This is a genomic window from Xanthomonas sp. LF07-6, from assembly GCF_034105445.1.
Classification (GTDB): domain Bacteria; phylum Pseudomonadota; class Gammaproteobacteria; order Xanthomonadales; family Xanthomonadaceae; genus Xanthomonas_A; species Xanthomonas_A sontii.
Window position 1 is genome coordinate 175,246 of the sequence record NZ_JAXGGI010000006.1, and the last position, 19,744, is coordinate 194,989.

Consider the following 19,744-nt stretch of genomic DNA (forward strand, 5'->3'; position numbering starts at 1 on the left):
GATCCTTAGGAAGAGATGCTGCCGGTGCCGGCGCTGCGTCGCGGTTGCGACGGCGGCAGCGCCTCGGCATCGGCTTCGGCGGCCGCTTCCGCGGCCACCAGGCGTTCGGCCATGGCCCAATGGCGGGCGGCGTGGCCATCGGGTCGCCCTTCGGCTTCCCAGATTTCGTGCGCGAGTTGGCGGATGCGGCGTTGGCGTGTTTCTGCGTCCATGGCTTCTTGCGAGATCAGGGGGAGGCGACCAGCACGGCCACCGGGAACTCGGCGAACAGCGCCGACACCGCAATGGCCGACATCGCGTCGACGGTAGCACTGGCCAGCACCGGGCGATACTGTGCCTGCGGCAGTGTCAGAACCGTGTTACGCCAATCGAACTGCGCCCGCAGCGGCGCGTCCGGCCGCAGCGCCTGCGCGGCCGCGCCCAGCCGCGGCACCGCCACCACCAGCGAGGCGCCCTCGTGTTCGCGCACGAAGCCGAGCACGTGTTGGGCCTGCGGGCCCTGCGCCTGCAGCGGCGTGTAGCGGCCGTGCGCGAACAGGTCCGGATGCGCGCGCCGCAGCTGCAGCAGCTGTGCGGTCAACCAGGCCTTGATGTGGCCGCTGTGCCAGTCCTGCAGCAGCGCGTCCGCTGCGGTGGCATCGCGCAGCCAGGCCTGGCGCAGCGCGTAGTCCACCGGGCGGCGGTTGTCCGGATCCACCAGCGACAGATCCCAGCCCTCGCTGCCCTGGTACAGGTCGGGCACGCCGGGCAGGGTCAGGCGCAGGGTGGTCTGCACCAGGCTGTTGAGCGCGCCGGCCGGGGCCAGTGCCGCGGCCGCCTGCGCCAGCGCCTCGCGCAGTGCGGCGCCGGCCGGCTGCACCAGCGCCGCGTCGAGCAGCGCGCGCGCATTGCGCTCGTAGTCCTCGTCCGGCCAGGTCCAGTGGGTGCGCAGCTTGGCTTCGCGCGCGGCCTTGAGCTGCCAGGCGCCGATGCGCTCGGCGTAGTCGCGCAGGCCGTCGGCGTCGTCCACCGCCAGTTCCAGCGGCCACGCCGCCACCAGCATCTGCCACAGCATCAGCAGGTCGCCGGGCAGCGGCGCGGCGCTGCCGGCCGGCAGCAGGTCCGCCGACAGCGCCTGGAACCGCGCCACCTGCGCCTCCCACCACGGCGCCTGCGCGCTGAGCGCGGCCAGGCGCATGCGCACGTCTTCGCCGCGCTTGTGGTCGTGGGTGGCGGTGGCCAGCAGCGCGCGCGGATAGCGTTGCGCGCGCAGGGCGTTGGCCGCGTGGAACGCCTCCGGCGTGAGCGCGAACACGTCCGGCTCGCTGCCGACCTCGTTGCGCGAGAGCAGCACGCCGTGGCGGTAGAAGGACGTGTCCTCCACCGATTTGGCGTTGAGCGGTGCCGACAGTTGTTCCAGGCGCCGGCGCACGATCCGCCGCAGCGCCACCTGCGCCTTGCCGGTGCCGCGGCCATCGCGGCTCCAGCGCTCGATTGCGTCGATCGCCGCGCACACCCGCGGCTCGGCGCCGGCACGCGCGCGCTGCGCGGCCTGCGCCAGGCGCGCCGCGTCGTCGTCGTCCAGGCCATCGGGCCCGGCATAGGTGCGGTACACCTCGAAGTGCCGCAGCAAGGCCATCAGCCCGCGCGCCAGCATCTGCGGGCTGAACTCGCGGGTCAGCGGATCCAGGTGCGCGGCGGCGCCCAGCGCCTGCACGGTGCGCACGAATTCGGCCTGCAGCGAACCCTGCAGGATCTCGTCGCGCGCGGCGCGCTGCTCCTGGCCGAAGTCGCCACTGCGCCCGCTCCAGCGCCGCCACAGCGCGGTCAGCGGTTCGGCGCCGGCCGGGTCGTGCAGCACCGCGGCGACCTGGTCCATGAAGTCGTAGCCGGTGGTGCCGTCGCAGGGCCAGTCGCTGCGCAACTGCTCGTGCGGCGCCAGGATCTTTTCCAGATACAGGGCGATGCCGCCCGGGGCGATGCCGCGGCGGCGGCCGGCGCGGTCCAGTTGCGTGCGCAGCCGCTGCACGTAGCCGGTGGGATCGGCCAGGCCATCGACGTGGTCGACCCGAACGCCATCGAGATGGCCCTCGGCGACCAGCCGCAGCGGCAACTCGTGGACCGCGGCGAACACGTCGTTCTGCTCCACCCGCAACGCCGCCAGCGAGGTGATGTCGAAAAAGCGGCGGTAGTTGAGCATGTCGTTGCCGACCCGCCACCAGGCCAGGCGATAGCACTGGCGTTCGATCAGCCGGTGCAGGGCGTCGTCGCCCAGCCGCGCGGCGTCGTTGAGCCGGGCGGCCCAGGCCGGGCGCGCGCTGGCCGGTTCCTGGGCGATGGCGCCATCCAGGCGGATCGGGAAGCGCTGGTCGTGGTGCAGCAGGACCACGCTGCCGTCCTCGGCCACCTGCAACTGCAGCGCGCCTTCGCTCAGCGCCTGCGCATAGGGGCGGTCCAGCACCGGCAACCACAGCTTGCCCTCGCGCCCGGGCGCGCGCCAGTCGATGTCGAACCAGCCGGCATGGCGGCTGCGCCGGCCATGGGTGAGCACGTCCCACCACCACGGATTGCTCGGGTGGGTGGCCATGTGGTTGGGCACGATGTCCAGGATCAGGCCCATGCCGTGGCTGCGCGCGCGCTCGGACAGGTGCAGCAGCGCCGGCTCGCCGCCGAGTTCGGGATTGACCTGGCGCGGGTCGGTGACGTCGTAGCCGTGGGTGGAACCGGGCACCGCGGTGCCGATCGGCGACAGATACAGGTGGCTGATGCCCAGCCCGGCGTAATACGGCACCTGTGCGGCGGCATCGAGCAGGGTGAAACCGGCATGCAGCTGCAGGCGGGCGGTGGCCCGCAGGGGAATCATGCGCATGCGTCGGCTCCTTGCGCGGCGGTGGCGGTGGATTGGCGGGTCTGGGCGAAGGCGTTCAGGCGCGTGGCGAGGGTAGCCGCGGTCGCGGCGGCGTCGGGCGCGGGCAGGCGCCGGCGCCAGTTCGGGTGGCCGTCGACGGTGCCGGGCAGGTTGGGTTGCTGGTCCAGGCCCAGCGCGTCCTCGGCCGGCAGCAGGGCCAGCGGCGAGGGCGTGGCGGCGACGAAGCGCAGCGCGCCAAGTTCCGGGTCGGCGGCCTCGGCGGGCGGCAGCGCCGCGGCGACCGCCTGGTCCATGCGCGCGACATCGTCGGTGCGTGCCTGGTGGTCGGCATGTTGCTGCGCGGCGTCGCTCAACTGCAGGCGCCGGCGCCAGTCGATGTCCTCGCCGCGGCGCCAGCCGCGCAGGGTCGGCAGGTCGTGAGTGGTGGTGGTGGCGAGTGCGTCGGGGCGCCACTGCGCCGGCGGCAGGAACGCGCCGGCGCGGTCGCGGGTGAACAGCAGCACGTCGATGCCCATCACCCCGCGGCGCGACAGTTCCGCGCGGATGCCGTCCGGCACCACGCCCAGATCCTCGCCGATCACGATCGCGCGGTGCCGCCAGGATTCCAGTGCCAGCAGGCGCAGCAGGTCGTGCAGCGGATAGCGCAGGTACACGCCGGTGGAGGAGGGCGCGCCGCGCGGAATCACCCACAGCCGCAGCAGGCCGAGGATGTGGTCGATGCGCACGCCGCCGCGATCGCGCATCACCGCGCGCAGCAGTTCGATGAACGGCGCGAAGCCCGTGGCGCGCAGCGCGGTCGGCGCATAGCCGCAGATGCCCCAGGCCTGGCCGTCGCCGTTGAACGCGTCCGGCGGCGCGCCCAGTTCCAGCCCCTGCAGCACCGCCTGCGGCCACGCCGCGGCCTCGGCACCATGCGCGTCGAAGCCCACCGCCAGGTCGGCGATCAGGCCGATGCCCATGCCGTCGGCGCGTGCCTGCCGCTGCACGTCGGCCCAACTGCGCGCGGCCAGCCACTGCGCGAAGCGGTGCAGACCCGGATCGGCATCGCCGAAGTCCTGCGCGGCGAACGCGGCATGCGCGTGCAGGGCGCTGCCGCCGCCGCATTCGAATGCGGCCAGGTCGGCGTGCAGCGCAGCATCGGCCTGACCGAAGTCGGTATGCAGTTGCCGCAGCCACTGCCACTTCAAGGCAGCGGAGGCCGGCCAGTCGATCAGCGGGCGGGCCTGCGCCTCGGCGAAGGCCTGCACCAGCCCGGCCGCGTCCAGCGCGCGCTGCGCGGCGGCGGCACCGAGCACGCGCGCCGGCGCTGCCTGCAACGGATCGAGGAAGCGGCGGTCGCTGGGCGAGTAGGGGCTGTAGTGCGCACCGATCGGTCGTGCCGCATGCACCGGGCTCAGCGCGATGGCATCGCCGCCGGCCGCGGCGATACGCGCGGCCCAGGCGGCGGTGCCGTCGGCGTCGCCGATGCCGGCGTCGTAGCCGCCCGGCGCCGAGTACACCTGCAACGACAGGCCCCAGCGCCGCGGCTGCGCCGCGCCCACCGCGTCGGCGACGCCGTAGCAGCGTGGCGGCGCCACCGCCAGGGTGGTGCTGCGGTCGCCGTGCTGCAGGGTCCAGTAACCGGCGGTATCGGGTGCGACCAGGCGGCCCTGCGCGTCGCAGTGGCCGTGCAGTGCGCGCCCGTCCTCGCTGTCGAGCCGGTACGCCGTGCCGGGGGCGGCGCCGATTTCGACCGGCGCGTCGACGTCGGCAGTCAGCAGCGGCGGCAGCGCGGCATCGGCCTGCAGCCGGCGCAGGCTGTCGCGGCAGGCGGCCGCGTCGCGCGCGTCCAGGTCGAGCGCACCGAGCACATGGCGCAGGGTGTCGTCGGCGACCGTGCGCGGCGTGTCGCCGGCATCGATCCAGTCGACCAGCAGGCCGGCGGCGTCGGCCAGGGTGTGCAGGGAAGTGTCGGTCATGGGCAGGGCGAACCGGGCAGCAGGGCGGAGGAAGAGATATCCGCCGCGGTCCCGCCCACACGCGCCGGCGGCGCGTGCGCGGCGGTGGGCAGCGAACGAGGCGGCCAGCGTGCCGGGGACGCTGTCGCGATGGCGTCGCGACAGCGGGCGCTCATGCGGCGTTGCCGGGCCGGTAGCGCGCGACGAAGGCGTTGGGCGGCAACTGCGCGGCGTCGTCGCCGGCGTTCTCCGCGTGCACGGTGCTGCCGGGCAGGTCCAGCGCCACCGGCGCGTCGCCGAAGTTGGCCGCCACGTGCCATTCGCCGTCGCCCAGGCGCCAGCCCGCCGCGATCGCCTTCGGGCCGATCACCCGCGCCCCCAGCGCGCTGGCCTGGCTGAGCGCCGGCACCAGGTGCTGGCGGCGCAGCGCCATCAGCGCCGCGAACCAGTCGCGCCAGCGCGCACCGTCGCCGTGGGTGGCGTCGCTGATGTCGGCGATGGACGCGTGGAAGGTGCCAGGTGCGTTGGGATCGGGAATGGTGGCGCGCTGTTCCGGGTCGGCGAAGGCGGCGAAGTGCGCGAACTCGCGGCGGCGGCCCTCGCGCACCGCCTCGTCCAGCGGCGGCGCGAAATCGGTGAAGAACTGGAACGGGGTCCGGCTGCCCCACGGCTCGCCCATGAAGAACAGCGGGATCATCGGGGTCAGCGCGGTCAGCGCCAGCGCCGCGCGCAGCGCCGGTTCGCTCACCTGGGTGATCAGCCGGTCGCCACGCGAGCGGTTGCCGATCTGGTCGTGGTTCTGCGCGAAGATCACGAACTTGTGCGGCGGCAGGTGGCCGCTGGGCTCGCCGCGCGCATGCCCGCGGTGGTCGGCCTGACCCTGGAAGGCGAAGCCCTCGCCGAGCACCCGCGCCAGGTGCTGCGCCGGCGCGTCGGCGAAGCCGGCGTAGTAGCCCTCGTGCTCGTCGGTCAGCAGCACGTGCAGGCTGTTGTGGAAGTCGTCGTCCCACTGCGCGCTGTAGCCGCGCTCCAGCACATCGGCCTGGTTGGCCTCGTTCTCCAGCACCAGGTGCACGTGGCGCCCGTCGGCCACGCTGGCCGTGATCGCCTCGCGCAGGGTATCGAGGAAGGCGTTGGGCACGATCGCGTGCACCGCGTCCAGGCGCAGGCCGTCGAAGCGGTACTCGTGCAGCCACATCAGCGCGTTGTCGATGAAGTAGCGCTGCACCGGCGGCAGGCGGAAGTCGATCGCCGCGCCCCAGGGCGTCGGCGCTTCCTCGCGGAAGAAGGTCGAGGCGTACTGGCCCAGGTAATTGCCGTCCGGGCCGAAGTGGTTGTAGACCACATCCAGGAACACGCTCAGGCCCAGGCCGTGGGCCTCGTCGATCAGTGCCTTGAGTTCGTCGGGATGGCCGTAGGCCGAGGCCGGCGCGTACGGCAGCACGCCGTCGTAGCCCCAGTTGTGGCGGCCGGGGAATTCGGCCAGCGGCATCAGTTCGATCGCGGTGACGCCGAGCGCGGCCAGGGTCGGCAACTGCGCACGCAACCCGGCGTAGCCGCCGCAGGTGCCCACGTGCAGTTCGTAGAACACCGTCTCGGCCCAGGGCCGGCCGCGCCAGTCGCCGTGGCGCCAGGCGTAACCGTCGGTGGCCAGCACCGCGCTGGGGCCATGGACGCCGTCGGGCTGCCAGCGCGAGGCCGGATCCGGCACCGGGGTGCCGCCGTCGATGGCGTAGCGGTAGCGGGTGCCGGGCGCGCAGGCCAGGGTAGCGGCGAAGTAGCCATCGCCGATCGCCTGCAGCGGCTGCCGCCGATCGTCGCCGAACACCAGCTCCACGCGCTCGGCATCCGGCGCCCACAGCGCGAAGGCGACCTCGCCGTTGGCGCCCGGCCAGGCGCCGGGGCGCAGCGCCGCGCGCGGGGCGGCAGGGGAGTCGGTCGAGACAGCGGTCGTGGCCATGGTCAAAGGTCCGGTTGCAGCCAAAGGGTGGACAGCGGCGGCAGGGTCAGCGCCAGCGATTGCGCATGCCCGTGCATCGGCTGCGGCAGGGTCGACAGCACACCGCCGTTGCCCTGGTTGGAACCGCCGTAATAGCCGCTGTCGCTGTTGAGAATCTCGCGCCAGCGTCCGCCACGCGGCACCCCCACGCGGTAATCGTGGTGGACGGTCGGCGTGAAGTTGCTCACCGCCAGCAGCGGCGGCGTATCGTCATCGCGGTCGTGGCGGACGAAGGCGAACACGCTGTTGTGGTGATCGTCGGCGATGCTCCATTCGAAGCCGTCGCTGCTGCGGTCGCTGCGGTACAGCGCCGGCAACGCACGCAACTGCCGGTTGAGGTCGGCGACCAGCCGGGCAATGCCGCGGTGCTGGGGCTGCTGCGCCTGCACCCAGTCCAGCGGCCGGTCGTGGTCCCAGTCCTGCCACTGCCCGAACTCGCAGCCCATGAACAGCAGTTTGCGTCCGGGATGCGCCCACATGAAGGCCAGGTAGGCGCGCAGGTTGGCGAAGCGCTGCCAGGCGTCGCCGGGCATGCGCGCCAGCAGCGAGCCCTTGCCGCGCGCCACCTCGTCGTGCGACAGCGGCAGCACGAAATGCTCGGAGAACGCGTACACCAGGCCGAAGCTCATCTCGCTGTGGTGGTGCTGCCGGTGCAGCGGCTCGCGCTGCAGGTAGCGCAGGGTGTCGTGCGCCCAGCCCATGTTCCACTTGTGGCTGAAGCCCAGGCCGCCCTGCGCCGTGGGCGCGGTCGCACCCGGCCACGCGGTGGATTCCTCGGCGATGGTGCGCACGCCCGGGAAGCGCTGCGCGATCTCGTCGTTGAGCCGGCGCAGGAAGGCGATCGCCTCCAGGTTCTCGCGGCCGCCATGGGCGTTGGGAATCCACTCGCCGGCGTTGCGGCCGTAGTCGCGGTACAGCATCGCCGCCACCGCATCCACGCGCAGGCCGTCGACGTGGAAGCGCTCGATCCACTCCAGCGCGCTGCCGATCAGGTAAGCCACCACTTCCGGGCGGCCGTAGTTGTAGACCAGCGTATTCCACTCGCGGTGCACGCCTTCGCGCGGGTCGGCGTGTTCGTACAGGGCGCTGCCGTCGAAGCGCTGCAGGCCGTGCGCATCGTCGGGGAAGTGCGCGCCGACCCAATCCAGCAACACGCCGATGCCGGCCTGGTGACAGGCATCGACGAAGCGCGCGAAGCCGTCGGCGTCGCCATGGCGCGCGGTGGGGGCGTACAGGCCCAGCGGTTGGTAGCCCCAGGAGCCGCCGAACGGGTACTCGGCGATCGGCAGCAGCTCGATGTGAGTGAAGCCGAGCCCGCGCACGTAGGGGATCAGTTCGGCGGCCAGCGCATCCCAGTGCAGCGGCTGGCCGTTGCCGTCGTGGCGCCAGGAGCCGGCATGCAGCTCGTAGACGCTCAGCGGCTGTGCGCTGCCGGCCTGGGCCTCGCGCTGTGCAAGCCAGGCCGCATCTCCCCAGGCATGGCTGTCGGCGTACGGCACCACCGAGGCGGTGGACGGCGCCAGGGCGCTGCAGCGCGCCACCGGATCGGCCTTGCGCGGCAGCACGCTGCCGTCGGCGGCCTGCAATTCGTATTGATAGTGTTCGCCGCCGTGCAGCCCGGGCACGAACAGTTCCCAGACCCCGGCCTCCGGATGCAGGCGCAGCGGATGCCGGCGCGCGTCCCAGCCATTGAAGTCGCCGACCAGCGCCACCCGCCTGGCCTGCGGCGCCCACACCGCGAAGCGCACGCCCTCCACCTCGCCGACGCGGGCGTGATGCGCGCCGAGCGCGGTACGCAGGGCGGCGCCGTCGCCGGCGGCCAGATCCTGCAGCCAGGCCGGATCGAGCATCGGCTCGAAGGCATAGGGATCGTCGCATTCCTGCACCGCGTCCGGCCACACGATGCGCAGCCGGTAGGGCGTGGGCTGCTTCAGCTCGCCCTCGAACAGGCCATCGGCCTGCGGGTGGGTACGCATCCGCGCGATCAGCTTGCCCTGCGCATCGAGCAGGCCCAGCGCCTCGGCGCCGGGCGCCAGCACACGCACCCGCACCGTGCCGTCGGCCTGTGGATGCGGGCCAAGCCAGGCGAACGCATCGATCGCCTCGCCGCGTGCCAGTGCCTGCAGGGCAAGGCCGTCGCCGTCGTCCTCCGTGTCCGCCGCCGGGTCCCCGCCGGCGGCCGGGTCCACGGCGTGTTCCCGATCGCTCATGCGGCGGCCATGGCACTCGCGGTGGCCGACACCGTGGCGCTGGCCGCGGCCGGGATGTTGCCGGCGGTCGTGGCGGCGGTGCGCTCGTACAGCGCCATGTACTTGCGCCCGGCCAGCTCCCAGCCGCTGGGCCGCAGCATCGCCGCGCGACGCATCGCCTGCAGCAGACCCGGCAGGCGGAAGGTGCGGAACACCCGTTGCAGGCAGCGGCGCAGGCCGTCGGCCGAGGCTTCCTCGAACAGGAAGCCGGTGACGCCGTCGTCCACCGTGTCGATCAGGCCGCCGGTGGCGTGGGCGATCGGCAGGCTGCCGAAGCGCTGCGCGTACATCTGGCTCAGCCCGCAGGGCTCGAAGCGCGAGGGCATCAGCAGGAAGTCGGAGCCGGCGAACATGCGCCGCGCCAGCGGCTCTTCGAAGCCGATGTGCGCGCCGACATGGCCGGGGTAACGCCGCGCCAGCGCCGCCACCGCCTGCTCGATCTGCGGCTCGCCGCCGCCGATGATCACGATCTGTCCGCCGGCGGCGACGATCTGCGGCGCCACCTCGCAGATCAGGTCCAGGCCCTTCTGGTGCACCAGCCGCGAGACCACCGCGAACAGCGGACCGTCGCTGTCGAGCAGGCCGAACGCCTGGCGCACCTGCGCCGCGTTCTCGCGCTTGCCCTGGATCTGGCCGACACCGAAGTGCGCCGGCAGGTGCGTGTCGGTGCGCGGGTCCCAACTGGCGTCGATGCCGTTGACGATCCCGCTGAGGCGGCCGCTGGCGGCGCGCCGCGCCAGCAGCGCGTCCAGGCCGCAGCCCTGCGCCGGGCCGGTGATCTGCGCCGCGTAGCTGACGCTGACCGTGTTCACATGGTCGGCGTGGACGATGCCGGCACGCAGGAACGACATCTGCCCGTAGAACTCCAGGTCCTGCAGGCCCTCGGCGGGGATGCCCAGGGCGCCGGCCATCGCATACGGAAACAGCCCCTGGTAGGCGAGGTTGTGGATGGTCAGCAGGCATGGCGTGCGGCCGCCGGACCAGCGCACGTAGGCAGCGGCCAGCGCACACGGCCAGTCGTTGAGGTGCAGCAGCTCCGGCGTCCAGTCCAGCCCGGCCTGACCGCCGGCGATCTGCGCGGCGGCGTGGGACAGGGTGGCGAAGCGCAGCGCGTTGTCTTCCCAGTCGCGGCCTTCGCTGCACACGTAGGGCGAACCCTGTCGCTCGAACAACTGCGGGCACAGCAGCACGTAGACGCACAGACCATCCGGACGCTCGGCCCGGCCCAGCGCGCAATCCGGCAGCCCGGCATGTGCGGCGATGCGGCCGACGATCTCCAGCGGCCCGGTCGTGCGCAGCACCGCCGGGTAGCCCGGGATCAGCACGCGGATGTCGCAGCTGCCGCGCAGCGCGCGCGGCAAGGCCGCGGCCACGTCGCCCAGGCCGCCGGCCTTGATGAAGTCGGCCATCTCGGAGGTCACGAACAGGCTGGTCCGGCGCGGCGCCGGGTGCAGCTTGACGGTCACCTCGGCATTGCGGACGAAGCGGCCGCGCGCATCGCGGTAGCGGCGGCGCGGCGCATGCAGCACCGGATGGGTATCGCGTTGTCTGTCGGTCAGGTCGGCGGGAGTGGGGGGCGACATGGCGGTTCCGTCTGGGAAGGGGGAGGACGGGGCACACGAAAATCGGAAAGCGACTGCCGGCGCGCGTCCTGGCGGGCGCGCGACGTGAAGCGAAGGAAGAGGCACGGCAGCGTCGAAACGGAACGGCGATGTTGCAGTGCGATAATGCACGAGCAAAGTACAAATGGCGCGATAAAAGAGGCGTGAAGCGCGCGCTTGTCTATGGCGAAATGGAGAGTGCGGCGCATAGTGGATTTGCCGAACGTCAGACGCCGCAAGCATGGATCGCGTTGCACGTGCGAATGAATCGTTTAGCTTCCGTTGCCGACACGTGCCGCGCTCCCGTGCGACCGTGGTCGCCACCTCCGTTGTGCGAGCTTCATGCGGTCTATGGTGCAGTGTGCTCATGACAGTCTTGAAACCGCAGATGCGCCGCGAGCTGGACGGCTTCGTCCTCGACGGGCTACTGCGTACGTGCCCGGATGGCGTGCTCGAGCCGCAGATCTGCATCAGTGGCCACGACGGTGCGGTGCTCGGCCGGCACGCGTTCGACGGCGTGTATTTCCGCGATGCCAACGCCGGCGCCTATTTCGTCGCCGAGCGCCTGGCGGCGATCCGTTCGGCACGGTACGGAAAGCTGGTCTTCGCCTGAATTCGCTGGCCGGTCGTCTGTCGGATGCGATTGCCGTGGGGAAGCGGTGTGGGGTGGCGCCCCGCTCAGGCTCCGGTCTGCAGACGATCCAGGGCCGCCAGCAGATCGGTGCGGCGGTAAGGTTTCGGCAGAAAGCCGGTGTGCTCCGGCAGCATCCATGGTTCCGGTGCGTGCATGCCGGAGGTCAGCAGGGCCGGGGTGACGATGCCGCGGCGGCGCAACTGGCGCACCATGCTCAAGCCGTCGCAGCGCGGCATCTGCACATCGCTGAAGATCAACGCCACGTCCGGATGCCGTTCCAGCACCGCCAGTGCTTCCTGCGCGGTCGCCGCCGACAGGACCCGGTATCCATCGGCGGCCAGCATGGCGGCGGCCAACTCCCGGATCGTCTGGTCGTCCTCCACCAGAAGAATGGTGGTGGAGGCGGAGGTGACGCGCATAATGCAGGGATCGCTTTAATAAATAATCCACTGCAGCTTCACGATTCGTCGGTGAAGCGCTGGTGACGTCCCGCAAATCCCGATATTCTCGACCTTACTTACTGCGAGACGCAGCTTGACCACGCACGCCCACTATCGGCAGATCGTCGAGCTCTCCCACGACTGCATCAAGGAAGTCGGCCGCGACGGCGTCGTGCGCTCGATCAATCCCCACGGGTTGGCCCTGCTCGGCGTGTCCGACCCCGCCGACGTCGTCGGCCACAACTGGGTCGAGCTGTGGCCCGAGGACATGCGCTCGCTGACCCAGGGCGCCTTTGCTGCGGCGTTGGGCAACGAGCAGCGTGAATTCTGGGCGGAGCGCCCCTCGCTGGATGGACGGCGGCGCTGGTGGCACGTGATGGTCAGTCCGCTGGCCAACGCCTCGGCGCGGGTGGAAAGCGTGCTGGTGATCAGCCGCGACGTCACCCAGCAACACCAGGTCGAACAGGCCCTGCGCGCGCTGGGTCACCTCGCCCCGATCGAGGGCCGGGGCGACACGATGGACGCCGACGATGCCGCTGCGCTGGGCCGTCGCTGGCAGACCGAGCAGTCGCAGCTGCGCGGGCAACTGGACATCGCCCTGGCCGCGCAGCGCGTGGCCGAGCGCGCGATGACCCAGGCGCAGAAGGGCGAGGCGGTGGGGCAGATGCTTGCCGGCGTGGTCCACGACTTCAACAACATGCTGCATACCGCGATCACCTCGGTGAGCATGGTCGCCGACCATCCGCAGCGCCTGCAGCCGGACCAGCAACGGCTGCTCGCCATCGCCAACGAGGCCTTGCAGCACGGCGCGGGCATGACCCGGCGCCTGCTCGGCTTCGCCCGCGCGCACCCGGTCAAGCCGATCTGGCTGGACCTGAACGCGCTGGTGACGCAGATGCAGCCGTTGTTGGCGCAGGCGCTGGGCGGCGAGATGCGCCTGCAATTGCTTGCATGCGCCGAGGTGGCGACGACCTATGCCGACCGCAACGCGGTCGAGCAGGCGGTACTGAATCTGGCGTTGAACGCGCGCGACGCCAGCCGCCCCGGCGATGCGGTGACGATCCGCTGCGGCGCGCTGGAGGTGCCGCCGTCGCGCGCGGCGGCGATGCGCCAGCCCGGCCGCTACGTGACCCTGGCGGTCAGCGACCAGGGCGAGGGCATGTCCGATGCGGTCAAGTCGCGCCTGTTCGAGGCGTACTTCACCACCAAACCCGAGGGCAAGGGCACCGGCCTGGGGCTGGCCCAGGTCTACGGTCTGGTGCGCCAGGCCGGCGGCTTCGTCGACGTGGAATCGGAACTGGGACGCGGCACCACCATCACCCTGGCGTTCCCGTTCGTGGCGCGGCCGCTCGGCGACGAGGGCGAGGGCGCCGACCCGATGCCGGTGCCGACGGCGGAGTAACCACGCTCATCCGCCTGCGCGCACCGGCAGCCGGTCGCTGATGCGCACCGCGAAGGCCTCGCGCAGCACCTGCAGCGCCCGTTGCTGGCGCCCGGCATCCAGCGCCGCGCAGCACGAGGGCGGCACCTGCACCTGGAAATCGCGCATGCGCGCATCGATCGCGGTCGCCAGCACGCAGGCGTCGGTGGCGATGCCGGTGACCAGCAGGCGGGTGGTCTGCAGTCGCGCCAGCAGCAGGGCCAGGGCCGAACCGAGGAAGGCGGAGTGCTTGGGCTTGAGCACGTAATAGTCCTGCGGGCGCGGCGCCAGGCAGGCGGCAATGCGTTCGCCGCGCTGCTTCGGGTCGGCGCACAGGGTCCACAGACCTTCGAAATCGGTCCGCCAGTCGGCGAAGTTGTCGTTGGCGAACAGCACCGGCCAGCCGCGGCGATGGAAGCGCGCGCGGAGCTGGGCGATGCGCTCGGCCACCGGGAGTGCGGCCTCCGCCAGCCGTGCGCCGTCCGGGAAGTCGAAACGGCTGATCATGTCCACGATCAGCAGCGCCGGCGCCCCGTGCGGCGTCGCGGGTTGCCGCTGGGTGCCTGTGCGTCGCCGGGCGGGCTGGCGCATGCGTCGATCCTCCATTGCCGGACTGGCTTCATGGTCGGCGCGACGGGTGAAACGCGGGTGAGCGCAGGTGACGGCGGCATGGCTGAACGGATCGGCCGGCGCCACCTCGGCGGCGCCGCTGGCCACCTTCGCGAAAGCTTACTATTTAGGGTTTACATTGACCGGCGTCCTTGCCCGTCGACAGGAGAGCACGTGGTACCAACTGGCGAACACAACCAGGCGCGCGTGGCCGCGGCGGCATCCGCCATGCCGTCCGCCCGCGGCACTTCCCGATGGCGCTGCGGCGCCGGACGCGGTCGGCGGATCGCATGAGCACGGTCGCCCCCACACCGGTCGTGCACGTCGATGCTCCCCTGGATGCCGGCCACGCGGTCCTGCCGCCCGAGGCGCCGCTGGCCATGCCGCTGCAGTCGCTGCAGGAAGGCAAACTGCGCAACACGCGCCTGCCCAGCACCCCGGTCGGGATCGGCTGGCGGCGCTTCTACGTGTTCGGCACCACCGCGGCGATGACCGCCTACGCCAGTTGGCTGATCGGCAAGGTCTTGGTGATCGGCGGCGTGAGCGTGCTCGAAGCCTGTCTGATGGTGCTGTTCATCCCGTTGTTCGCCTGGATCGCGCTGTCGTTCGTGAGCGCGCTGGCCGGCTTCTTCACTCTGGTGTTCGGCAAGGGCCGCAAGCTCGGCATCGATCCGGACGCGCCGCTGCCGCAGGTGCGCAACCGCACCGCGCTGCTGATGCCCACCTACAACGAGGATCCGCACCGGCTGATGGCCGGCCTGCAGGCGATCTACGAATCGGTGGCGGCCACCGGCCAGATCGAGCGCTTCGATTTCTTCATCCTCAGCGACACCACGCGCCCGGCCATCGGCGCGGAAGAAGAGAAGGTGTACGCCGAGCTGGTGGAGCGCGTCGGCGGCCAAGGCCGCTTGTTCTACCGGCGCCGCGCCAGCAATGCCGGGCGCAAGGCCGGCAACATCGCCGACTGGGTACGCCGCTTCGGCGGCGCCTATCCGCAGATGCTGATCCTGGACGCCGACAGCCTGATGACCGGCGACAGCATCGTGCGCCTGGCTGCCGGCATGGAGGCCAACCCCGACGTCGGCCTGATCCAGACCCTGCCGGAAGTGGTCAACGGCAACACCCTGTTCGCGCGCATGCAGCAGTTCGGCGGCCGCGTCTACGGCCCGGTGATCGCCTTCGGCGTGGCCTGGTGGCATGGGGCGGAAAGCAACTACTGGGGTCACAACGCGATGATCCGCACCGAGGCCTTCGCCGCGCAGGCGGGCCTGCCGTCGCTGCCCGGGCGCAAGCCGTTCTGCGGCCACGTGCTCAGCCACGACTTCGTCGAGGCGGCGCTGATGCGCCGCGGGGGCTGGGCGATGCACATGGTGCCGTACCTGCAGGGCAGCTACGAGGAAGGCCCGCCGACGCTGACCGACCTGCTGGTGCGCGACCGCCGCTGGTGCCAGGGCAACCTGCAGCACTCCAAGGTGGTGCGCGCGCGCGGCCTGCACTGGGTCAGCCGCATGCACATGCTGATCGGCATCGGCCATTACTTCACCGCACCGATGTGGGGCATGCTGATGCTGATCGGCATCGCCATTCCGCTGCAGAACGGCGGTTTCGACCTGGTCGCCTCGGTGATCTCGCCGTTCTCGCCAGCGCGCTACTGGCACCAGCAGGACTCCACGCGGGTGGCCTGGGTGTTCGCGGTGACCATGTTCGTGCTGCTGGCGCCCAAGGTGATGGGCTACTTCGCGATGCTGCTCAAGCCCGGCGAACGCCGCGGCTGCGGCGGCGGGCTGCGCGCCTTCGCCAGCATGCTGCTGGAAACCCTGCTGGCCGCGCTGATGGCGCCGGTGGTGATGTACGTGCAGTCGCGCGGCGTGGCCGAGGTGCTGGCCGGCAAGGACTCGGGCTGGGACGCGCAGCAGCGCGACGATGGCCGCATTTCGTGGTCGGCGCTGTTGCGCAGCTACGGCGGACTGAGTGCGTTCGGCCTGCTGATGGGCGGCATGGCCTATGCCGTGTCGCCGTCGCTGGCGGCATGGATGGCGCCGGTGGTGATCGGCATGGCGCTGGCGGTGCCGGTGGTGGCGATCAGCTCCTCGCGCGCCGCCGGCCTGTGGCTGCGCAAGCTGCGCATCCTCGCCATTCCCGAGGAGTCGCAACCGCCGGCAGTGCTGCTGCGCGCCGCCGAACTGCGCCGCGAGGCCGCCGCACGCCGGGCCGAGGCCGAGGCGCAGGCCCAGGGCTGAGGCCGGCATACTATCCGGCCTCATTCATCGGGAACCGACATGCTGGAGACAGTGGAACACGAAACCGGCGCCGCGCCGCGCTGGACCGTCCTGTGGCTGCACGGCCTGGGCGCCGACGGCAACGACTTCGCGCCGCTGGTGCCGGAACTGGTGCGGCCGCACTGGCCGGCGCTGCGCTTCGTGTTCCCGCACGCGCCGGTGCGGCCGGTGACGGTCAACAACGGCGTGCGCATGCGCGCCTGGTACGACATCGTCAGCATGGACTTCTCCAACCGCGCCGACAGTGCCGGCGTCGCCGAATCGGTGGCCCAGGTCGAGGAGTTGATCGCGCGCGAGGACGCGCGCGGCGTGCCGGCCGAGCGCCTGCTGCTGGCCGGCTTTTCCCAGGGCGGCGCGATCACCCTGGCCGCCGGCCTGCGCCGCGAACGGCCGCTGGCCGGCCTGATCGGGCTGTCCACCTACCTGCCGGAACTGGAGAGCGTCGCCAACTGGCACGTCCCGGCGGCCCTGCGGCAACCGCTGTTCATGGCCCACGGCCAGGGCGACCCGGTGATCCCGCAGACCTACGCCGAGCGTACCGCGCAGACCCTGCAGGCGCTGGGCATGCCGGTGCAGTGGCGACGCTATCCGATGGCGCACCAGGTCTGCGCCGAGGAAATCGCCGACCTGGGCGACTGGATGGACGCCTGCCTCGCCGGCAGCTGATTGCAGCGGCCGCATGGCGGCATGGTGCGATGCCGATGGCGGGCGCCCGGAACCAGGGCTAGTATCGGCCGCAGCGCACGCCAGTCGAGTGAGGGAGACCTGGGTGAAGGTGCTGATCGCCGACGACGAACCCCTGGCGCGCGAACGCCTGCGCACGCTGCTGGCCGCGCATGCCGGCGTGGAAGTGGTGGCCGAAGCCGACAACGGCATGGACGCGCTGCACGCCTGCGCCGCGGCGCAGCCGGACCTGGTGCTGCTGGACATCGCCATGCCCGGCCTCGACGGCCTGGAGGCCGCGCGCCATCTGGCCACCTTCGAACCGCGCCCGGCCGTGGTGTTCTGTACCGCCTACGACGCGCATGCGCTGTCCGCGTTCGAGGCGGCCGCGATCGACTACCTGATGAAGCCGGTGCGCGCCGAGCGTCTGGCCGCGGCCCTGCAGCGCGCCCGTACCTTCATGGCCGGACGCGGCAACGGCGACGCTGCGGCGCCGGCCCCGCAGCGCCGCACCCACCTGTGCGCGCGCCTGCGCGGCAGCCTGCGGCTGATCCCGGTCGACGACATCCACTACCTGCAGGCCGAGGAAAAGTACGTGGTGGTGCACCACGCCCGCGGCGAGGACCTGATCGAGGAATCGCTGCGCGCGCTGGAGGAGGAGTTCGCCGAGCGCTTCGTGCGCATCCACCGCAACTGCCTGGTCGCGCGCCACGAACTGGTGGAGCTGCGCCGGCTCGGCGAGGGCCAGGTGCAGGCGGTGCTGCGCCATGGCAAGCAGCCGCTGGAGGTCAGCCGGCGCTGCGTGGCGCAGCTGCGCAAGGAGATCCACCAGCGCTGACGCCGCCCGGGCCGCCCGCGTGCAGCGGCGGACGACGGCTTTCCGCGATAATGCGCGCATGAAGATCCTGCGCATCGCTACCCGCAAGAGTCCGCTCGCCCTGTGGCAGAGCGAACATGTCGCCGCCTGCCTGCGCCGCGCGCACCCGCACCTGGACGTGGTGCTGGTGCCGATGAGCACCCGCGGCGACGAAGTCCTGGACCGCTCGCTGGCCGCGATCGGCGGCAAGGGCCTGTTCCTGAAGGAACTGGAGCTGGCGATGCTGCGCGGCGAGGCCGATTGCGCGGTGCATTCGCTCAAGGACGTGCCGATGGAGCTGGATCCGCCGTTCGTGCTGCCGGCGATCCTGCCGCGCGCCGATCCGGCCGATGCGCTGATCTCCAACCTCTACGCCTCGCTGGACGCGCTGCCGCTGGGCGCGCGCGTCGGCACCTCCTCGCTGCGGCGGCAGGCGCAGCTGCGCGCGCGGCGCCCGGACCTGGAACTGCTGGACCTGCGCGGCAACGTCAACACGCGCCTGGCCAAGCTCGACAACGGCGGCTACGACGGCATCGTGCTGGCCTGCGCCGGCATGCAGCGGCTGGGCCTGGAGGGGCGCATCACCCAGCGCCTGCAGGCGCCGGACTGGCTGCCGGCCCCGGCGCAGGGCGCCATTGCGGTGGAATGCCGCGAGGACGCCAGTGCCGCGCTGGCATTGTTCGCCGCGCTGGACGATGCCCCGACCCGCACCTGCGTGGAGGCCGAGCGGGCGATGAACCGCGCCCTGCACGGCAGCTGCCACGTGCCGGTGGCGGCCTTCGCGCAATGGCGTGGCGAGGACCTGCTATTGCAGGGCCTGGTCGGCGGCGTCGCCGACGGGCGCCTGGTGCGCGCCGACCTGCAGCGCAACGCCAAGGACCCGGAAGCCCTGGGGCAGGCAGTGGCCGAGGCCCTGATCGGCGCCGGCGCGCGCGAACTGCTGGATGTCGACCTGCCGGCCTGAGGGCGTGCGCAGTGCCGCGCCAGCGACGGTGGGGGTCACCTGTCATGCAGCCGCGACAAGCGAAGCCGAAAGCGGACTGACACTCTCCGTCGTCGGGACTGAAGTCCCTCCCACAGTGCAGATCCCGGCAGTGCCGGTTGCGCGCGTGGGGGAGCGGCTGCAGCCGCGATAGGCGTTACCGGGAAAGCCTGTCGCGGCTGACGCCGCTCAGGTGCATTGGTCCCTGCGCGCCAACGCCATTGCGTGCCGTGCTGGCGGGGCGCGGCTGCAGCGGTTCCTGCGAGAAGCGAATCAACGGGTCAGCCCTGCGGCGTCGCGAGGCGACGCGCTGCCGTGCGCCAATCCCGAATCCCCACTCCCCAATCCCGACTCACTTGAACTTGTAGACCAGGTTCATCGTGGTCAAGGTATCGGTCTTCTTCTTGTCGTCGCTGACGTCGCTGTTGTAGCGCGCCTGCCAGCCGGCCTTCAGCGCCAGGCGCTCGTTCATGCTCACCGAGATGCCCAGGTCGTTCTGCGCGAAGGTGTTGTACGCGCCGGACTCGACCAGCAGGGTGTTGCCCAGTTCGGTGTTGCTGGTCAGGCCGTACTTGAAGTCGACCAGGCCGCGGCCGATCAGGCCGGTTTCGGTGCGGTCCTCGACCACGTCGTGGGCGCGGCGCACGCCGGGACCGATCTGCACGTCGATGCTGCGGCGGTCGCCGTCCATGATCCGGGTGCCGTAGCCGATGCCGATCGTCGCCAGGCGGTCGTAGGTGGCGAAGTCGTCGCGCTCGTAGCGCAACGAGGCGGTCAGCTGGCGGTGCTCGCCGAGCTGCAGCGCGCTACCGGCGCTGCCGGTGTAGCGGTTGGAGGTGGTCTGGCGCTTGCGCGAGGTGGTGCCGTCCGGATTGGTGTCGGTGTACTCGGCGCTGGCGTGCAGGGCGAGCAGGTCCAGGCTGTGGATCCAGTCGCCGTCCACGTACTGGCCCTTGAGCCGGCCGTTGAGGCTTTCGTTGGTGCTGTTGCCGTGCGAGGAGGCGAAGCCCAGTTCGCCCGATCCGCTCCACGGCGAACTGGCCGGGTCCGTGGCTGTCGGTGAGGTGGCGACGTCGGCGGCCCAGGCCGGGGACGTGCTCAGCAGCAACAAAGCGATGGCGGATACGAGGGTGGCACGGCGGGACATGGCTTCTCCGGGGATGAGGACGCAGCCTTCGGCTAACGAAATGGAAACGATTTCATCATACCGGATCCACATGACACCCT

General features: G+C 71.6%; 15 protein-coding genes. 6 read left to right on the plus strand and 9 right to left on the minus strand.

Annotated elements, in window-relative coordinates; translation table 11 throughout:
* Positions 1–5: 5 nt before the first annotated feature.
* The 6 genes from SLW56_RS11965 to glgA form a co-directional block, all read right to left on the minus strand.
* Positions 6–212: a DUF2934 domain-containing protein gene (locus SLW56_RS11965; protein WP_081613359.1), complete on the minus strand. Its 207-nt coding sequence runs from the start codon at positions 210–212 to the stop codon at positions 6–8.
* Between the two features lie 14 nt (positions 213–226).
* Positions 227–2,842, minus strand: a complete 2,616-nt coding sequence (gene treY, locus SLW56_RS11970) for a malto-oligosyltrehalose synthase (protein WP_320694918.1) — start codon at positions 2,840–2,842, stop codon at positions 227–229.
* Positions 2,839–4,806 (minus strand): 4-alpha-glucanotransferase, encoded by a 1,968-nt coding sequence (malQ, locus tag SLW56_RS11975; RefSeq protein WP_295909930.1) that lies wholly within the window; start codon positions 4,804–4,806, stop codon positions 2,839–2,841. The genes treY and malQ overlap by 4 nt, the downstream gene beginning before the upstream one ends.
* A 151-nt stretch (positions 4,807–4,957) precedes the next feature.
* Positions 4,958–6,745: a malto-oligosyltrehalose trehalohydrolase gene (treZ, locus tag SLW56_RS11980; RefSeq protein ID WP_320694897.1), complete on the minus strand. Its 1,788-nt coding sequence runs from the start codon at positions 6,743–6,745 to the stop codon at positions 4,958–4,960.
* A gap of 2 nt (positions 6,746–6,747) precedes the next feature.
* The gene (locus SLW56_RS11985; protein ID WP_320694919.1) at positions 6,748–8,910 is read right to left on the minus strand and encodes a 1,4-alpha-glucan branching enzyme; all 2,163 of its coding nucleotides are present in this window, start codon (positions 8,908–8,910) and stop codon (positions 6,748–6,750) included.
* Between the two features lie 80 nt (positions 8,911–8,990).
* Positions 8,991–10,616 (minus strand): glycogen synthase GlgA, encoded by a 1,626-nt coding sequence (glgA, locus tag SLW56_RS11990; RefSeq protein WP_152235623.1) that lies wholly within the window; start codon positions 10,614–10,616, stop codon positions 8,991–8,993.
* A gap of 406 nt (positions 10,617–11,022) precedes the next feature.
* On the opposite strand from glgA, the gene SLW56_RS11995 reads away from it, so the two are divergent.
* Positions 11,023–11,247, plus strand: a complete 225-nt coding sequence (locus tag SLW56_RS11995; protein WP_193312534.1) for a hypothetical protein — start codon at positions 11,023–11,025, stop codon at positions 11,245–11,247.
* Between the two features lie 65 nt (positions 11,248–11,312).
* Here SLW56_RS11995 and SLW56_RS12000 read toward each other — a convergent pair whose 3' ends face one another.
* A complete protein-coding gene (locus tag SLW56_RS12000; protein ID WP_017907677.1) occupies positions 11,313–11,687 on the minus strand; it encodes a response regulator in 375 nt (124 codons plus the stop codon).
* Between the two features lie 115 nt (positions 11,688–11,802).
* On the opposite strand from SLW56_RS12000, the gene SLW56_RS12005 reads away from it, so the two are divergent.
* Positions 11,803–13,110 carry an ATP-binding protein gene (locus tag SLW56_RS12005; protein ID WP_152235622.1) on the plus strand — a complete coding sequence of 436 codons (1,308 nt, stop codon included), beginning with the start codon at positions 11,803–11,805 and terminating at the stop codon, positions 13,108–13,110.
* A gap of 6 nt (positions 13,111–13,116) precedes the next feature.
* Here the strand turns inward: SLW56_RS12005 and SLW56_RS12010 are convergent, their stop codons facing one another.
* Positions 13,117–13,719, minus strand: a complete 603-nt coding sequence (locus tag SLW56_RS12010) for an isochorismatase family cysteine hydrolase (RefSeq protein ID WP_267084168.1) — start codon at positions 13,717–13,719, stop codon at positions 13,117–13,119.
* Between the two features lie 308 nt (positions 13,720–14,027).
* On the opposite strand from SLW56_RS12010, the gene mdoH reads away from it, so the two are divergent.
* The 4 genes from mdoH (at position 14,028) to hemC (ending at position 18,499) form a co-directional block, all read left to right on the plus strand.
* Positions 14,028–15,977, plus strand: a complete 1,950-nt coding sequence (gene mdoH, locus SLW56_RS12015) for a glucans biosynthesis glucosyltransferase MdoH (RefSeq protein WP_267084167.1) — start codon at positions 14,028–14,030, stop codon at positions 15,975–15,977.
* 39 nt (positions 15,978–16,016) lie between these two features.
* Entirely contained in the window at positions 16,017–16,682 is a 666-nt protein-coding gene (locus SLW56_RS12020) for an alpha/beta hydrolase (RefSeq protein ID WP_017907673.1), read from the plus strand.
* An 88-nt stretch (positions 16,683–16,770) separates the two neighbouring features.
* On the plus strand, positions 16,771–17,517 hold the full coding sequence (locus tag SLW56_RS12025; protein WP_193312529.1) for a LytTR family DNA-binding domain-containing protein: 747 nt from the start codon (positions 16,771–16,773) through the stop codon (positions 17,515–17,517).
* Positions 17,518–17,575: 58 nt separating this feature from the next.
* Complete coding sequence (hemC, locus tag SLW56_RS12030; RefSeq protein WP_295909925.1) at positions 17,576–18,499, plus strand: hydroxymethylbilane synthase; 924 nt, start codon at positions 17,576–17,578, stop codon at positions 18,497–18,499.
* A gap of 370 nt (positions 18,500–18,869) precedes the next feature.
* Here hemC and SLW56_RS12035 read toward each other — a convergent pair whose 3' ends face one another.
* A complete protein-coding gene (locus SLW56_RS12035; RefSeq protein ID WP_017907670.1) occupies positions 18,870–19,664 on the minus strand; it encodes a DUF481 domain-containing protein in 795 nt (264 codons plus the stop codon).
* Positions 19,665–19,744 lie beyond the last annotated feature (80 nt).

Coding starts and splice junctions, on each gene's coding strand:
- SLW56_RS11965 (WP_081613359.1), bottom strand. CDS start 212: ATGGACGCAGAAACACGCCAACGCCGCATCCGCCAACTCGCGCACGAA.
- treY (WP_320694918.1), bottom strand. CDS start 2,842: ATGATTCCCCTGCGGGCCACCGCCCGCCTGCAGCTGCATGCCGGTTTC.
- malQ (WP_295909930.1), bottom strand. CDS start 4,806: ATGACCGACACTTCCCTGCACACCCTGGCCGACGCCGCCGGCCTGCTG.
- treZ (WP_320694897.1), bottom strand. CDS start 6,745: ATGGCCACGACCGCTGTCTCGACCGACTCCCCTGCCGCCCCGCGCGCG.
- glgA (WP_152235623.1), bottom strand. CDS start 10,616: ATGTCGCCCCCCACTCCCGCCGACCTGACCGACAGACAACGCGATACC.
- SLW56_RS11995 (WP_193312534.1), top strand. CDS start 11,023: ATGCGCCGCGAGCTGGACGGCTTCGTCCTCGACGGGCTACTGCGTACG.
- SLW56_RS12000 (WP_017907677.1), bottom strand. CDS start 11,687: ATGCGCGTCACCTCCGCCTCCACCACCATTCTTCTGGTGGAGGACGAC.
- SLW56_RS12010 (WP_267084168.1), bottom strand. CDS start 13,719: ATGCGCCAGCCCGCCCGGCGACGCACAGGCACCCAGCGGCAACCCGCG.
- mdoH (WP_267084167.1), top strand. CDS start 14,028: ATGAGCACGGTCGCCCCCACACCGGTCGTGCACGTCGATGCTCCCCTG.
- SLW56_RS12020 (WP_017907673.1), top strand. CDS start 16,017: ATGCTGGAGACAGTGGAACACGAAACCGGCGCCGCGCCGCGCTGGACC.
- hemC (WP_295909925.1), top strand. CDS start 17,576: ATGAAGATCCTGCGCATCGCTACCCGCAAGAGTCCGCTCGCCCTGTGG.
- SLW56_RS12035 (WP_017907670.1), bottom strand. CDS start 19,664: ATGTCCCGCCGTGCCACCCTCGTATCCGCCATCGCTTTGTTGCTGCTG.